The sequence below is a fragment of the Bradyrhizobium sp. USDA 3650 genome (assembly GCF_054057395.1).
Genome location: NZ_JBSRZG010000001.1, coordinates 7,663,996 through 7,678,418, shown reverse-complemented (window position 1 = coordinate 7,678,418; position 14,423 = coordinate 7,663,996). Strand labels below are relative to the sequence as shown.

The 14,423-nt window shown below is 65.2% G+C and carries 16 protein-coding genes; 7 read left to right on the top strand and 9 right to left on the bottom strand.

Going from position 1 to position 14,423, the window contains the following annotated elements; genetic code table 11:
- Window positions 1-10 precede the first annotated feature (10 nt).
- The 8 genes from ACVIN2_RS36150 to ACVIN2_RS36115 form a co-directional block, all read right to left on the bottom strand.
- Complete coding sequence (locus ACVIN2_RS36150; RefSeq protein ID WP_456769263.1) at window positions 11-1,615, bottom strand: NTP transferase domain-containing protein; 1,605 nt, start codon at window positions 1,613-1,615, stop codon at window positions 11-13.
- A complete protein-coding gene (locus ACVIN2_RS36145) occupies window positions 1,612-2,313 on the bottom strand; it encodes an XdhC family protein (protein ID WP_456769262.1) in 702 nt (233 codons plus the stop codon). Before ACVIN2_RS36145 ends, ACVIN2_RS36150 begins: the two co-directional genes overlap by 4 nt.
- Before the next feature lie 2 nt (window positions 2,314-2,315).
- A complete protein-coding gene (locus ACVIN2_RS36140; RefSeq protein WP_007602422.1) occupies window positions 2,316-2,639 on the bottom strand; it encodes an XdhC family protein in 324 nt (107 codons plus the stop codon).
- A gap of 9 nt (window positions 2,640-2,648) precedes the next feature.
- Window positions 2,649-3,851 carry a vWA domain-containing protein gene (locus ACVIN2_RS36135; RefSeq protein WP_456769261.1) on the bottom strand — a complete coding sequence of 401 codons (1,203 nt, stop codon included), beginning with the start codon at window positions 3,849-3,851 and terminating at the stop codon, window positions 2,649-2,651.
- Between the two features lie 145 nt (window positions 3,852-3,996).
- Entirely contained in the window at window positions 3,997-4,935 is a 939-nt protein-coding gene (locus ACVIN2_RS36130; protein ID WP_456769260.1) for an AAA family ATPase, read from the bottom strand.
- A gap of 62 nt (window positions 4,936-4,997) precedes the next feature.
- Window positions 4,998-5,804 (bottom strand): FAD binding domain-containing protein, encoded by an 807-nt coding sequence (locus tag ACVIN2_RS36125; RefSeq protein ID WP_027567711.1) that lies wholly within the window; start codon window positions 5,802-5,804, stop codon window positions 4,998-5,000.
- A gap of 33 nt (window positions 5,805-5,837) precedes the next feature.
- Complete coding sequence (locus tag ACVIN2_RS36120) at window positions 5,838-6,323, bottom strand: (2Fe-2S)-binding protein (protein ID WP_007602418.1); 486 nt, start codon at window positions 6,321-6,323, stop codon at window positions 5,838-5,840.
- 135 nt (window positions 6,324-6,458) lie between these two features.
- A complete protein-coding gene (locus ACVIN2_RS36115; RefSeq protein ID WP_007602417.1) occupies window positions 6,459-6,905 on the bottom strand; it encodes an SRPBCC family protein in 447 nt (148 codons plus the stop codon).
- A 184-nt stretch (window positions 6,906-7,089) separates the two neighbouring features.
- Here ACVIN2_RS36115 and ACVIN2_RS36110 point away from each other — a divergent pair, with 184 nt between their 5' ends.
- The 3 genes from ACVIN2_RS36110 (at window position 7,090) to ACVIN2_RS36100 (ending at window position 9,742) form a co-directional block, all read left to right on the top strand.
- Window positions 7,090-8,445, top strand: coding sequence for a 3-carboxy-cis,cis-muconate cycloisomerase (locus ACVIN2_RS36110; RefSeq protein ID WP_456769259.1), 1,356 nt, complete (start codon window positions 7,090-7,092; stop codon window positions 8,443-8,445).
- A 36-nt stretch (window positions 8,446-8,481) separates the two neighbouring features.
- Window positions 8,482-9,264, top strand: a complete 783-nt coding sequence (pcaD, locus tag ACVIN2_RS36105; RefSeq protein ID WP_456769258.1) for a 3-oxoadipate enol-lactonase — start codon at window positions 8,482-8,484, stop codon at window positions 9,262-9,264.
- 85 nt (window positions 9,265-9,349) lie between these two features.
- Window positions 9,350-9,742, top strand: coding sequence for a carboxymuconolactone decarboxylase family protein (locus tag ACVIN2_RS36100; protein ID WP_027567707.1), 393 nt, complete (start codon window positions 9,350-9,352; stop codon window positions 9,740-9,742).
- Here the strand turns inward: ACVIN2_RS36100 and ACVIN2_RS36095 are convergent.
- A complete protein-coding gene (locus ACVIN2_RS36095; RefSeq protein WP_456769257.1) occupies window positions 9,704-10,240 on the bottom strand; it encodes a hypothetical protein in 537 nt (178 codons plus the stop codon). The genes ACVIN2_RS36100 and ACVIN2_RS36095 overlap by 39 nt on opposite strands.
- 343 nt (window positions 10,241-10,583) lie before the next feature.
- Here ACVIN2_RS36095 and ACVIN2_RS36090 point away from each other — a divergent pair, with 343 nt between their 5' ends.
- Genes ACVIN2_RS36090 through ACVIN2_RS36075 form a run of 4 tightly spaced genes read left to right on the top strand, consistent with a single transcriptional unit; the run spans window position 10,584 to window position 14,399 of the window.
- Window positions 10,584-11,501, top strand: coding sequence for an ABC transporter permease subunit (locus ACVIN2_RS36090; protein WP_007602412.1), 918 nt, complete (start codon window positions 10,584-10,586; stop codon window positions 11,499-11,501).
- An 11-nt stretch (window positions 11,502-11,512) separates the two neighbouring features.
- Window positions 11,513-12,832, top strand: a complete 1,320-nt coding sequence (gene livM / locus ACVIN2_RS36085) for a high-affinity branched-chain amino acid ABC transporter permease LivM (protein ID WP_456769256.1) — start codon at window positions 11,513-11,515, stop codon at window positions 12,830-12,832.
- Window positions 12,829-13,662, top strand: coding sequence for an ABC transporter ATP-binding protein (locus ACVIN2_RS36080; RefSeq protein WP_456769255.1), 834 nt, complete (start codon window positions 12,829-12,831; stop codon window positions 13,660-13,662). The genes livM and ACVIN2_RS36080 overlap by 4 nt, the downstream gene beginning before the upstream one ends.
- The gene (locus tag ACVIN2_RS36075; protein ID WP_456769254.1) at window positions 13,659-14,399 is read left to right on the top strand and encodes an ABC transporter ATP-binding protein; all 741 of its coding nucleotides are present in this window, start codon (window positions 13,659-13,661) and stop codon (window positions 14,397-14,399) included. The genes ACVIN2_RS36080 and ACVIN2_RS36075 overlap by 4 nt, the downstream gene beginning before the upstream one ends.
- Window positions 14,400-14,423 lie beyond the last annotated feature (24 nt).

Here is a 14,423-nt window from a genome sequence, read left to right as displayed (position 1 = left end):
TACCGCAGCCTCACCCGCGTCTTGCAGCTTCCAACGCCTGCGGCGTGTCGATGTCGAGGAAGGCGCTCTCGCCGTCGACCGGCACTTCGGCGACCGCCTCGGTGTGCTTCGCGATCAGGTGACGCGCGCCGACATCGCCGTCGAGCGTCATCAACTCCTTGAAGAAGCGGCGCGACCACAGCACTGGGTTGCCGCGGCGGCCCTCGCTGACGGGCACGACGATGAGATTGCCGCGGTCCGGTGCGAACGCGTCGATGAGACGGTCAATCAGGCCGGCATCGATCAGCGGCATGTCGCCGAGGCAGACCACAGCGCCGTCGCAAGCTTCTGGAACGGCCGCGATACCGGCCTTGACCGAGCTTGCGATGCCGCCGGCAAAATCCGGATTTTTGACGAAACGCACCTTCAGGCCCTGCAAGGCTTGCTCGATCAGCTCGGTCTGATGGCCGGTGACGACGATGACCTCCGATGCTTTCGAGGCCAGCGCCTGCTCGGTCGCAATCCGCACCAGCTTCTTGCCGTCGAGCTCGGCGAGAAGCTTGTTCGGCCCACCCATCCGGGTCGAACGGCCCGCCGCGAGTACGATGACCGCGACGTGGTTGTTGCCCTCGATCTCCGGTTTTGCGCGCGGCTGCGGACGCGTGACGATCTCCATCAGGAGGCCGCCGACGCCCATGCCCATCAGCTCGGACCGCGTCACCTCGATGCCGGCCAGCAGCCGCATCAGCACCCAGTCAAAGCCGTTCTCGACCGGCGAGCGCGCGCAGCCGGGCGCGCCCAGCACCGGCACGGTGCCGGCCCGGGCAATCAGCAGCAGATTGCCCGGATCGACCGGCATGCCGAAATGCTCGATCTCGCCGCCGATGCCGGTCACGGCCGCAGGGATCACGTCGCGACGATCGGCGATCGCGGATGCCCCGAACACGATCACGAGCTCGGCGCCGAGCCCGAGCAATTCCTTGATCGCCGCCGAGAGCGCCTGCTCCTCATGCGGAACCCGCCGCTCGGCGATGATGCCGGCGCCGGCTGGCGCCAGCCGCTCGGCGGTGACGCGCAACGTCTTGTCGATCACCTTGGAGGACAGGCCGGGCAGCAGCGTCGAGACCACGCCGACGCGCTTGATGACGTAAGGCGCGATCTTCAGAACGTCGCGACCCGCGGCCTTCACCGCGGCATCACGCAGGTTTTCTTCGACGCCGAACGGGATGATCTTGACCGTGCCGACCATCTCGCCCTCGACCACCGGCTTGAAGGCGGAGAGCGTGGCAAAGGTAATGGCCTCGTCGATATTGTTGATGCGGTCCACCGCGGCGCGATCGATCACCAGCACGCCCGGGCGCGCGGCGAACAGATTGGCGCGACCGGTGAAGGCGCGCTCGACATGAATGCCATCGCCGCCGACGGCGAGCGCGATGCTGGCGGCGGCGATGTCCTCGGAGACATCGCCCGCCTCCATCCGCACGACCACGACGTCCTTGATGCCGGCGCGCTCCAGCGCCTCGACCTCGGCAGGGCCGATCGTCGTGCCCTTCTTCAGCACCAGCGGTCCCTGACGCAGGGTGTGCACGGTCACCCCGCCGATCGCATCCCTGGGGCTCGCCGGGCCGAACTTCATGCGGCTTCTTCTTTTTCTTTGGGCGGCAGGCGAAGCACCGCCGTGATCTCGGCCATGATCGACACCGCGATCTCGGACGGCGAGACCGCACCGATCGCAAGCCCGATCGGCGCATGGATGCGCGCGATATCAGCCTCCTTGGCGCCCTGCGCCCGCAGCCGGTCGCCGCGTTTGGCGTGCGTCTTCCGCGAGCCGAGCGCGCCGATATAGAAGCAGTTGCGCTCGAAGGCGTGCAGCAGCGCGGGATCGTCGATCTTGGGATCGTGCGTCACCGCGACGAAAGCAGTGTAGGCATCGACGTTGAGTGGCGGCAGCGCCGTGTCGGGCCATTCCGCGACCAAGGGAACGTCGGGGAAGCGCTCGGGGCTGGCAAAGGCCGTGCGCGGATCGACCACGGTGACGTCGTAGCCGAGCGAGCGCGCCAGCGGCGCCAGCGCCTGACTGATATGGACGGCGCCGACGATGACGAGCTTGGCGGTCGGCGCATGGACGTTGAGGAACAGCTTCTTGCCGCCGGCCTCGACACTGGCGCTTTTGCCCATGCGGAGCTGCTTGTCCAGCTCGGCGCGCAAAGGATCCTTACTGAAGTCCTCGGCCTTCACCAGGCGCTGCTCGCCGCTCTCGGTGTCGGTCACCAGGATCACCGGGCGGCGCGCGGCGCGCTCAGCGTTGAGTTCGTGCAGGATTGCGAGCTTCACGGCTAGCCGACTTTCTCGACGAAGACGCGGATGGTGCCGCCGCAGGACAGCCCGACATTCCAGGCAGTCTCGTCGGCAACGCCAAACTCCAGCATCCTGGGCTTGCCGCTCTGGATCACATCCATGGCCTCGGTGACCACGGCGCCCTCGACGCAGCCGCCGGAGACGGACCCCAGGAACGTGCCCTCGTCGTTGATGACGAGGCTCGAGCCGGCCGGGCGCGGTGCCGAGCCCCAGGTCTCCACCACGGTGGCGAGCGCGACGCCACGGCCGGCCTTCTGCCAGTCCTCCGCCGCCTTCAGAATATCCTCGTCGCGATCGAGCATGGCTACCTCTCAGGCTGCGGAGCGGATCAGGCTGCGGTGATGCGGCGGCAGCGGCCGGGAGAGCGTGGTGATCAGCTCCTGGATCGAGCTCAAATTATGTACGGGGCGGAATTCGTCAACGTGCGGCAGCATCATTTTGATACCCTGGGCCTTGGCCTCGAAGCCGCCAAACCGCAGCAGCGGGTTGAGCCAGATCAGCCGCCGGCAGGAACGGTGCAGCCGGTCCATCTCGAAGGCGAGCTTGGAATCGGCTTCCCGCTCCAGCCCGTCGGAGATCAGCAGCACGATGGCGCCCTGGCTCAGCACGCGCCGCGCCCACAATTTGTTGAAATTGTGCAGGGAGGCCGAGATCCGCGTGCCACCGGCCCAGTCCTCGACCGAGGCCGAGCAGCTCGCCAGCGCCTCGTCGGGATCGCGCTGGCGCAGCGCCCGGGTCACGTTGGTGAGGCGGGTGCCGAACAGGAACACCGAGACACGTTTTCGCGCGTCCCCTATGGCATGCAGGAAATGCAGGAACAGGCGGGTGTACTCGCTCATCGAACCCGAGATGTCGAGCAGCGCGACGATCGGCGCCGGTTTCTCGATCCGCCCGAGGCGATGGATGTCGATGATGTCGCCGCCGGTGCGCAAGGACGCGCGTAAGGTACGGCGCAAATCGAGACGAAGCCCGCGCGCATCGGGCCGGTGCCGGCGCGTCAGAAGCTCGGCCTGCGGCAATCGCATCCGCTCGACGGCGCGGAGCGCTTCGGTGATCTCGGCCGCGCTCATCTGCGCAAAATCCTTCTTCTGAAGGATTTCCTTGTCGGAGACCGACAGGCGCAAATCCTGCTCCTGGTGCTGCGGCGTCTCCGTCATGCGCGGCTGCGACATCGCCTCCTGGACGCGGCGGGAGCCGGCCTGCGGCTTCTTCTTGGCCTGCTCCGGCAACGGTACCGAATCCAGCATGTGCTTCCACTCTTCCGATGCACGGAAGAACAGGTTGAAGGCCTGCTTGAAGATCAGCGCATGCTCGTGGCGCTTGACGAAGATCGCCTCCAGGGTGGTGAAGACGTCGGCGCGTTTGCCGATGTCGATCACCTCAAGCGCGCTCATGGCATCGATGACCGCACCCGGCCCGACCGGCATGCCCGTCGAACGCAGCGCACGGGCGAAGCCGACGATGTTATCGGCGAATTGCTCGGTTTGCTCAGGCGCAAGGTGGTTGATGGCCATGCTTCATCACTCTCAGCCGTCATTCCGGGGCGCGCCTCTTGGCGCGAGCCCGGAATCCATTCATCTACTCACTCTGCGCACCAATGGATTCCGGGTTCGCGCTACGCGGGCCCGGAATGACGAGCTCAGTTATGACGCGCCCGCGTCAATTCTCGCTCGTCGCGTCCTTCAGTACCTTCTGCAAGGTGTCGCCCTGCATCCGCGTGATGTCGTCCTGGTATTTGAGCAGCGCGCCCAGCGTGTCGCCGACCACTTGCGGGGTCAGCGAGCGGGCGTCGAGCTCCGACAGCGCGGTGGCCCAATCGATGGTCTCGGCGACGCCCGGCGACTTGTAGAAATCCTGATTGCGCAGCGCCTGGACGAAACGCACGACCTGCTGCGACAATTTTGCGGAGATGCCGGGCACGCGCGACTTGACGATCGCGAGCTCGCGATCGGCGTCGGGATAATCGACCCAGTGATAGAGACAGCGCCGCTTCAGCGCGTCGTGGATCTCGCGGGTGCGGTTGGAGGTGATGATGACGATCGGCGGGCTCGGCGCCTTCACGGTGCCGAATTCGGGAATCGTCACCTGGAAGTCGCTGAGGATTTCGAGCAGATACGCCTCGAACGCCTCGTCGGCGCGGTCGAGCTCGTCGATCAGCAGCACCGGCGGCCCGGCGACGTCGGGCTCGAGCGCCTGGAGCAGCGGTCGCTTGATCATGTAACGATCGGCGAAAATGTCGGACGACAATTGATCGCGATCGGTGTCGCCGGCGGCTTCCGCCATCCGGATCGCGATCATCTGCGCCGCGCTATTCCACTCGTAGACCGCCGAGGAGACGTCGAGGCCTTCGTAACACTGCAGGCGGATCAGCTTCCGCCCCAGGGCCGCCGACAGCACTTTTGCGATCTCGGTCTTGCCGACGCCGGCCTCGCCTTCCAGAAACAGCGGCCGGCCCATGCGCAGCGACAGATAGGTCACCGTAGCCAGCGATCGCTCGGCGAGATAGCCGCGCGACGTCAGGAGTTCGAGCATCGAATCGACCGATGCCGGCAATACAACTGAAGTATTGGCACCGGGCGTATTGGCCGCTGAGGTCATGAAAAAGCCAGTCTCGCTACGCCCTCACCGGGGACAAGTTTGGGCCGAGGCGTGAGGATCGCTCACTCCTTGGCGTTGGCGGCGTCGAGGGCACGCCGCGTCAGCACGCCGATGAGGTGCGCGCGGTATTCGGCGCTGCCATGGATATCGCTGTTGAGGCCGTCCGCCGGCACCTCGATGCCGTCAAGCGCTTTCGCGGCGAAGCGCTTCTTCAGGGCTTCCTCGAACGCGGTGACGCGGAATACGCCTTCGGAGCCGGCGCCGGTGACCGCGACCCGCACGTCGGAAGGACGCCGCGCCACGAACACACCGACCAGCGCGTAACGCGAGGCCTGGTTGCGGAATTTGATATAGGCCGCCTTCTTCGGCAGCGGGAACATCACCTTGGTGATGATCTCGTCGGCTTCGAGCGCCGTCGTGAACAGGCCCTGGAAAAACTCCTCCGCCTTGAGGCGGCGCTTGTTGGTGACGATGGTGGCGCCGAGCGCGAGCACCGCAGCCGGATAGTCCGCCGTCGGGTCGTTGTTGGCGAGCGAGCCGCCGATCGTGCCCTTGTGACGCACGGCGGGATCGCCGATCTGGCTGGCAAGGTTCGCGAGCGCCGGGATCGCCTCGCCGACGATGGCCGAGCTTGCGACCTCGGCATGCCTGGCGGTGGCACCGATCACGAGCGCGCGGCCCTTCATCTCGATCGTATTGAGCCCATCGATATGGGAGAGGTCGACCAGATGCGGCGGGCTGGCGAGGCGCTGCTTCATGACGGGAATCAGCGTGTGGCCGCCGGCGATCACCTTGGCGTCTTCGTTCTTGACCAGGATGTTGGCGGCCTGCCTAACGGTCCCGGGGCGATGGTATTTGAAGTCGTACATCTGAATGTCCTGATCGCGGAGTGCGCGCGAGGTTTACGCGAGATCGGATTTCGCCATCGCCTTGGCGCCGGCGGAGATCGAGGTGACGATGTTCTGATAGCCGGTGCAGCGGCAGAGATTGCCTTCCAGCTCCTCGCGGATGGTGTGGTCGTCGAGCTCGTTGCCCTTGCGATGGACGATGTCGATCGCGGTCATGATCATGCCGGGCGTGCAGAAGCCGCACTGCAGGCCATGGTGTTCGCGGAAGGCCTCCTGCATCGGATGTAGCGGGGCGCCGTCGGCGGCCAACCCCTCGATCGTCTTGACCTCGTGCCCGTCGGCCATGACGGCGAGCGTGGTGCAGGACTTCACGGCCTTGCCGTCCAGATGCACAACGCAGGCGCCGCATTGCGAGGTGTCGCAGCCGACATGGGTGCCGGTGAGCCGCAGATTCTCGCGCAGGAACTGCACCAGCAGGGTGCGGGGATCGACATTGGCCGTAACAGGATTGCCGTTCACGATGAGGGAGATTTTTGCCATAAGCACTCTCTATCAGCGCCCCGACGGGTCCCGTCGAAGCGGTTCTTATAATTATTCCAGGCCATCATATGGGCCATTATGCCCCGGGGCAACATCACCGGGAATGCAAGGCGCCATGCCGAAAGGCGATAGCGTTCAGCCCTGTACCGCCTTGGCGAAGTTCGCGAAAAATTCGTCGGCCAGTTTCTTGGCGGCGCCGTTGATCAGGCGCTGGCCGAGCTGCGCCAACTTGCCGCCGATCTGCGCCTCGACCTCGTAGGATAAAAGAGTGCCGCCGTCCTTCTCCGCAAGCTTGACCACGGCGCCACCCTTGGCGAAGCCGGCCACCCCGCCCTCGCCTTCGCCGGAGATCTTGTAGCCGTTCGGCGGGTCGAGATCGGACAGCGTGACCTTGCCCTTGAAGCGCGCCGACACCGGACCGACCTTCATTTTCGCCGTCGCACGAAAGCCGCCATCCTCGGTCTTCTCCAGCTCCTCGCAGCCGGGGATGCAGGCTTTCAGCACCTCGGCATCGTTGAGCTTGGCCCACACGGCCTCGCGCGGCGCCGCAAGCTGGACTTCGCCGTTCATCGTCATGGCCATTGGGTGCCTCCCGGGATATCGAACTTGGATCGCGCAACTATAGGGCTGCTCAAGTACCGCAGGGAGGCGGCAAAAGAAAGGGTGCCCCTCGGTCACGTGCATTGCATATTCGCAACTGCAAAAAGCTTGCGCCGCCGGTTTGGGATTGGCACAGGCGGGCCATGGTGGTTAGGTCCCGCACAATATGAGCACATCCCTCTCCCCCCTGCTCGCGCCGATGCTGTCGAGCGTGGCCATGCGCGCGGTCTGCGACGACCGGTCGACCCTCCAGAACATGCTCGATTTCGAGGCAGCCCTGGCCCGAGCCGAGGCGGCCACGGGTGTGATTCCCGCGTCCGCGGTGGGCCCGATCGAAGCCGCGTGCAAGGTCGATACCTTTGACATGGCTGCGCTGGCCGAGGCCGCGACACGATCCGGCAATCTCGCGATCCCCCTGGTCAAGACGCTGACCGCCAATGTCGGCAGGGCCGACGCAGAGGCCGCCCGCTACGTGCATTGGGGCGCGACCAGCCAGGACGTCATCGACACCGCGACCATGCTCACGCTTCGCGCCGGCATCGATGCGTTGGACGCCGATCTCAGCCGCGCCATCAAGGGCTTTGCCGCACTGGCGCGCAATCATCGCAACACGGCGATGGTGGCGCGGACCTGGCTCCAGCACGCGCTGCCGATGCCGTTCGGCCTGAAGGCCGCCGAATACGCCGCAAGCCTTGCCCGCGCCCGCTGCCGCCTGAGGCGGCTCTCCCGCGAGGGCCTCGCACTGCAATTCGGCGGCGCGGCCGGCACGCTTGCAGCCCTTGGCGATAAGGGGCTCGTGGTTTCCGAACGGCTGGCGCGGGAGCTGAACCTGCCGCTGCCCGAAGCGCCCTGGCACACCCATCGCGACCGCATCGCGGAAGCCGCATCAGCCTTTGCGATTCTCGCCGGCAGCTGCGGCAAGATCGCCCGCGACGTCTCGCTGCTGATGCAGACCGATGTCGGCGAAGCGTTCGAGCCTGCTGGCGAAGGCCGCGGCGGCTCCTCGACCATGCCGCACAAGCGCAACCCGGTCGCGGCCGCAAGTGCGCTGGGCTGTGCGACCATGGCGCCTCAGCTCGCAGCGACGATTTTTGCCGCACAGGTGCAGGACCACGAACGCAGCGCCGGTCCTTGGCACGCGGAATGGCCGACGCTGCCGCAATTGATGCTGGTCACCTCCGGCGCGCTTGCCGCCATCGTCGACATCGCCGAGGGTCTCGATGTCGATGCCGCGCGCATGCGCAGCAATCTCGATGCGACCCACGGGCTGATCATGGCGGAAGCGGTCACTTTTGCGCTGGCCGAGGCGATCGGCAAGAGCGATGCGCATCATCTGATCGAGGCCGCGAGCAAGCGCGCGGTCGCTGAGAAGAAGCATCTGCGCGAGGTGCTCGCAGCCGATTCGCAGGTCACTGCGCATCTTTCGTCGGAAAAAATTGCGGCGTTGTTCGAGCCGATGGCCTATCAAGGCGCTTCCCAAGCCCTGATCGACCGCCTGCTCGACAGCCTCGAACGCGAATAGAGCAGCCTTGAGCGGACATAAAACGGAGACGCCAGCATGCCCATGATCGATGCCGACGGTTGCCTGATCAACGTCTCCGTCGAGGGCCGCGACGGCGGGCCGACGCTGATGCTGTCGAACTCGCTCGGCTGCACTCTGCAGATGTGGGAGCCGCAGATGAAAGCGCTGACGCAGATATTCCGCGTCATCCGCTACGACCGCCGCGGCCACGGCAAGTCCAACGTTCCGCCCGGCCCCTATACGATGGAGCGTTTCGGCCGCGACGTGCTCGCGATCCTCGACGACCTCAATATCGAGAAAGTGCACTGGTGTGGCCTGTCGATGGGCGGCATGGTCGGGCAATGGCTGGGCGCGAACGCGCCGGAGCGCTTCGGCAAGCTCATCCTCGCCAACACCTCCTGCTACTATGCCGAGCCGACCAAATGGCTCGAGCGCATCGACGCCGTGAAGAAGGGCGGCATCGCCGCCGTCGCCGATGCCGTTATTGCCGGCTGGCTCACCCCGGATTTCCGCGAGCGCGCACCCGACATCGCCGCCAGGATGAAGGCGATGCTGCTGGCCTCGCCGGTCGAAGGCTATCTCGCCTGCTGCGAGGCGCTGTCGACGCTCGACGAGCGCGCGCTGCTGCCGAAGATCAAGAGCCCGACGCTGGTGATCGCTGGCCGCCACGACGTGGCGACGCCGATTTCGGCGGGTGAATTGATCCGCTCAAGCATTCCCGGCGCGAGCATGACCATCATCGACGCCGCCCATATTTCCAATGTCGAGCAGCCGCACGCGTTCACCGACGCGGTCGTGGGCTTCTTGACGCAGCGTTAGTCGCAACCGTCATTGCGAGCGCAGCGAAGCAATCCAGAAATGCCTCCGTGGTGACTGACTGGCAATGACGAAGGAGGAGAACAGCATGGACGATCAGAAACGCCGCGATGCCGGCATGAACGTGCGCCGAAAAGTGCTGGGCAATGCCTGGGTCGACAAGTCGATCGCGGGTCGCAATGCATTCAACACCGATTTCCAGGACATGATCACGCGCTACGCCTGGGGCGAGATCTGGACGCGGCCGCATTTCGACGAGCGCACGCGGCGGGTGCTGGTGATCGGCACCATGGTAGCGCTTGGCCAATGGGACGAATTCCGCCTGCATGTGCGCGCGGCCCTCGCCGAGGGCGGCTTCACGCCCGACGACATCAAGGAAATCCTGCTGCAGCAGGCGATTTATTGCGGCGTGCCGGCGGCGAACCACGCCGTCAAGGAAGCCTCAGCGATTGTGCAGGAGCTCGGCCTGCTCAAGACCTAGCGGCGGGGCGGCCTCAACGGTCTTCTGAACGATCTTGGGCGCCGCCTCGGGCCGTTCGATCACCACCACGATGGCGGCACCGAGCAGAAGCAGCAGTTCGGTGGCGTGCAGCCGCAGCGCGGCCATCTCGCCGACCTTCGAGGCCATGATCATGCTCGCAAACGAGATCAGGCTGCCGATCGCAAGCGCAATGCCGAGCGCTTCGTCGCTGCCGCCGTTCTTGCGGATGCGCGGGATGCAGAGCAGCGCAAGGTAGATCGCAAAGAACGCCACCACCGTCAGTCGGCCCAGTGCCAGCAGCCAGGCGGCGCGCACCGTGTCCATCCCCGCCATCTGGAGATGGTCACTGAGGAAAAGCGCCACTGCGACGCTCGGCCGCTCATAGAGGCCGTGCACCGGCGCCACCATGATGTTGAAGGCAACGAGGGTCCAGGCCGGGATGAAATAGGCCGCCAGAAGTGCGCCGTTGACCGAACCGATCCGCCAGTTTCCGAACATGCCGCTTCCCGCTTCGTTTGGTCCGCGCCTTCGATGGAAGGCTTTGCCGGGAGCTAACTCGCATCAGACTGTGGCGGCAATTTAAACCCTTTGTTTACCTTAACTGCCTCCCGACAGGCATCCAATTGGGCGCAGGCGGCGCCGGTTCCGCCCATTGCGGGGAACCGGAGCGCCCAAATGATCTCTGTAAAAGCCTTGATGCGGAGGCAGGGCCGGTTGCAGCCGCCAGTTCCCTCCTGTTACAAAACGAGAATGCTTAAGGGCTGCCGGGGCCCGAGAAGAAACCAGCACTCTCTCTCGAAGAGCTCCCTTTGAGCCGCGTCAGATTTGGGTACGGCAGCCTATGGATTATTTCGCCCAGCAGCTCATCAACGGCCTCGTGCTCGGCTCGATCTACGGGCTGATCGCGATCGGCTACACGATGGTCTACGGCATCGTCGGCATGATCAACTTCGCCCATGGCGATGTTTTCATGATCGGCGGCTTCATCGCCCTGATCACGTTCCTTCTCCTGGTCTCGACCGGCCTGACTGCGGTCCCGGTGATCCTTTTGATCGTGATCCTGGTCTCGATGGCGGTCACCGCCTTGTATGGCTGGACCATCGAGCGCATCGCCTACCGTCCGCTGCGCCACTCGTTCCGCCTCGCGCCGATGCTGTCGGCGATCGGCATGTCGTTCGTGCTGACCAACTATTCGCAGGTGGCGCAAGGCGCACGGGTGAAGCCAGTGCCGCCAGTGATCACCGGCGGATATACGCTGCACGAGAGCGCCGATGGCTTCGTCATCCAGCTCTCCAACATCCAGATCGTGGTGGTCATCACCACCATCGTGCTGCTGGCGATCTTCACCTGGCTGGTGTCGCGCACCCGGCTCGGGCGCGACATGCGCGCCTGCGAGCAGGACCAGACCATGGCGGCGCTGCTCGGCGTCAACGTCGACCGCACCATCTCCATGACCTTCGTGATCGGCGCTGCGCTCGCCGCGGTGGCCGGGCTGATGTACCTGCTCTATTACGGACTGGTCGATTTCTTCATGGGCTTCGTCGCCGGCATCAAGGCGTTCACGGCGGCCGTGCTCGGCGGCATCGGCTCGCTGCCCGGCGCCATGCTCGGGGGGCTCGCGATCGGGCTGATTGAGACGTTCTGGTCGGCCTATTTCTCGGTCGAGTACAAGGACGTCGCCGCGTTCTCGATCCTGATCGTCGTGCTGATCTTCATGCCGACCGGCCTGCTCGGCCGCCCCGAAGTCGAAAAAGTCTGACGGTCGCGCGCGTGAAAACTCCATCGAGCAATACGGCCAAAACTGCATCGGGCATCCCCGCTCTCCTGAAGACCGCCTGCGTCAACGCACTGATCGCGCTGGTGCTGTTCTCGCTGATGGTCGGCGTCCGCACCGAAGCTGGTTCCGACGGCCAGCTCACCTATTGGACGCGCTTCGGCGAGGTTGCCTCCCTCGTCGCCGCGGTATTCGGCGGCTCGATCGTGCTCGAGCTGCTCAAGCAATGGATCGGTCCGACCGGCGCCGACAAGCTGGTGCCGCCAGCGGTGCAGAGCGGAATGTCGTTCCTCGGCCGCTATCTCGCACCGGCGCTCCTGATCTTCACGCTGCTGGTGCCCGTGATCTTCTATGACCAGCGCTACATCCTCGACCTCGCAATCCTCGTGCTCACCTATGTCATGCTGGGCTGGGGATTGAACGTCGTGGTTGGCCTCGCCGGCCTGCTCGATCTCGGCTACGTCGCCTTCTATGCGGTCGGCGCCTATTCCTACGCTTTGCTTGCGACCAATTTCGGCTGGTCATTCTGGATCTGCCTGCCGCTAGCGGGCGTCCTCGCCGCATTCTGGGGCGTGCTGCTCGGCTTTCCCGTGCTGCGCCTGCGCGGCGACTATCTCGCGATCGTGACGCTCGCCTTCGGCGAGATCATCCGCCTCGTCATCATCAATTGGCAGGATCTGACCGGCGGTCCCAACGGCGTCTCCAGCATTCCCCGCCCCTCCTTCTTCGGCATCCCGCTCGACAACAGCGACAACGGGCTCGCCGCCAGGCTCGGCATCGAATATTCGCCGACCCACCGCATCGTCTTCCTGTTCTACCTCATCCTGGCGCTCGCGCTGCTCACCAACTGGGTGACGATCCGGCTGCGCCGGCTGCCGATCGGCCGCGCCTGGGAAGCCTTGCGCGAGGATGAAGTCGCCTGCCGCGCGCTCGGCATCAACACCACGACAACCAAGCTCACGGCATTCGCGACCGGTGCGATGTTCGGCGGCTTTGCCGGCGCGTTCTTCGCGACCCGCCAAGGCTTCATCAGCCCGGAATCCTTCACCTTCCAGGAATCGGCGCTGGTGCTCGCCATCGTCGTGCTCGGCGGCATGGGCTCGCAGCTTGGCGTGGCGCTCTCCGCGCTCGCCATGATCGGCGGATTCGAGCTGTTCCGCAGCCTCGAGAGCTATCGCATGCTGGTGTTCGGCATGGCCATGGTGCTGATCATGATCTGGCGGCCGCGCGGCCTGATCGGCCATCGCGCGCCGACCGTGTATCTGACCAAGGCCCACGCGATCTCATCCGACCTCGTCAAGGAGGGACACGGATGAGCCGCGACCAGATTCTCGAGGTCGACCGGCTCACCATGCGCTTCGGCGGCATCGTCGCGGTGCAGGACCTGTCGTTTGCTGCCGAGCGGAACAAGATCACCGCGCTGATCGGACCCAACGGCGCCGGTAAGACGACGGTGTTCAACTGCATCACCGGCTTCTACAAGCCGAGCGGCGGCGCCATCCGCCTCAGCCATGACGACGGCAAGGTGATCGCGCTGGAGCGGCTGAACGATTTCCGCATCGCCAAGCAGGCCAAGGTCGCCCGCACCTTCCAGAACATCCGTCTGTTTCCCGGCATGACCGCGCTGGAAAACCTGATGGTGGCGCAGCACAACGCGCTGATGCGCGCCTCCGGCTTCACCTTGCTCGGGCTCATTGGCGCGCCTGTCTACCGCGACGCCGAGAAGCGCGCGATCGATCTCGCCACCGACTGGCTCAAGCGGGTCAATTTGCTCGATCGCGCCGACGATGCCGCCGGTAATTTTGCCTATGGCGACCAGCGACGGCTCGAGATCGCACGTGCGATGTGCACCGAGCCCGCGCTCTTGTGCCTGGACGAACCCGCCGCCGGCCTCAATGCGCGCGAGAGTGCCGCCCTGAGCGAGCTGCTGCTGTCGATCCGCAACGAGCTCGGCACCTCGATCCTGCTGATCGAGCACGACATGTCTGTGGTGATGGAGATCTCCGACCACATCGTTGTGATGGACCACGGCGTGAAGATCTCTGAAGGCTCCCCGCGCGAGGTTCGCGACGACCCAAAGGTGATCGCCGCCTATCTCGGCACCGATGAGGAAGAGGCGGCGGCCGTGATGGAGGGCGGGTCGTGACGTCGCCCACTGCCTTGCTCGCGATCCGCGGCCTTCGCGCCGCCTACGGCAAGATCGAGGCGCTGAAGGGCGTCGACCTCGAGATCAATGCCGGCGAGATCGTGGCGCTGATCGGCGCCAACGGTGCCGGCAAGTCGACGCTGATGATGACGATCTTCGGCAAGCCCCGCGCCCGCGCCGGCCAGATCCTGTACGAAGGCCGCGACATCACCGAAGTGCCTACCCACGAGATCGCGCATTTGCGTATCGCGCAATCGCCGGAAGGCCGCCGCATCTTCCCGCGCATGAGCGTGGCGGAAAACCTCCAGATGGGGGCGGATGCCACCGAGTGCACTGACGCCGAACGCGAGGCGACGCTACAACGCGTGTTCACGCTGTTTCCGCGGCTGAAGGAACGCTACGCCCAGCGTGGCGGAACCCTGTCCGGCGGCGAGCAGCAGATGCTGGCCATCGGTCGCGCCTTGATGAGCCGTCCTCGCCTGCTCCTGCTCGACGAGCCCTCGCTTGGTCTGGCGCCTCTGATCGCGCGCCAGATTTTTGATGCGATCCGCACCCTGAACCGCCAGGACGGCCTGACCGTGCTGATCGTCGAGCAGAACGCCAACCATGCGCTCAAGCTCGCCCATCGCGGCTATGTCATGGTCAATGGCCTGATCACGCTGGCCGGGACCGGTGCCGAGTTGTTGCAGCGCCCCGAGATTCGCGCCGCCTACCTGGAAGGCGGCCGGCACGGTTGAGGCCGCCCAAGGCGAACCCGTGCT

What these genes read in the sequence shown, in the direction of transcription:
- ACVIN2_RS36090 (WP_007602412.1), top strand. Translation starts at nt 10,584, where the DNA reads ATGGATTATTTCGCCCAGCAGCTCATCAACGGCCTCGTGCTCGGCTCG.
- ACVIN2_RS36110 (WP_456769259.1), top strand. Translation starts at nt 7,090, where the DNA reads ATGAGCACATCCCTCTCCCCCCTGCTCGCGCCGATGCTGTCGAGCGTG.
- ACVIN2_RS36100 (WP_027567707.1), top strand. Translation starts at nt 9,350, where the DNA reads ATGGACGATCAGAAACGCCGCGATGCCGGCATGAACGTGCGCCGAAAA.
- ACVIN2_RS36140 (WP_007602422.1), bottom strand. Translation starts at nt 2,639, where the DNA reads ATGCTCGATCGCGACGAGGATATTCTGAAGGCGGCGGAGGACTGGCAG.
- ACVIN2_RS36135 (WP_456769261.1), bottom strand. Translation starts at nt 3,851, where the DNA reads ATGGCCATCAACCACCTTGCGCCTGAGCAAACCGAGCAATTCGCCGAT.
- ACVIN2_RS36130 (WP_456769260.1), bottom strand. Translation starts at nt 4,935, where the DNA reads ATGACCTCAGCGGCCAATACGCCCGGTGCCAATACTTCAGTTGTATTG.
- ACVIN2_RS36125 (WP_027567711.1), bottom strand. Translation starts at nt 5,804, where the DNA reads ATGTACGACTTCAAATACCATCGCCCCGGGACCGTTAGGCAGGCCGCC.
- ACVIN2_RS36095 (WP_456769257.1), bottom strand. Translation starts at nt 10,240, where the DNA reads ATGTTCGGAAACTGGCGGATCGGTTCGGTCAACGGCGCACTTCTGGCG.
- ACVIN2_RS36150 (WP_456769263.1), bottom strand. Translation starts at nt 1,615, where the DNA reads ATGAAGTTCGGCCCGGCGAGCCCCAGGGATGCGATCGGCGGGGTGACC.
- ACVIN2_RS36080 (WP_456769255.1), top strand. Translation starts at nt 12,829, where the DNA reads ATGAGCCGCGACCAGATTCTCGAGGTCGACCGGCTCACCATGCGCTTC.
- ACVIN2_RS36120 (WP_007602418.1), bottom strand. Translation starts at nt 6,323, where the DNA reads ATGGCAAAAATCTCCCTCATCGTGAACGGCAATCCTGTTACGGCCAAT.
- pcaD (WP_456769258.1), top strand. Translation starts at nt 8,482, where the DNA reads ATGCCCATGATCGATGCCGACGGTTGCCTGATCAACGTCTCCGTCGAG.
- ACVIN2_RS36115 (WP_007602417.1), bottom strand. Translation starts at nt 6,905, where the DNA reads ATGGCCATGACGATGAACGGCGAAGTCCAGCTTGCGGCGCCGCGCGAG.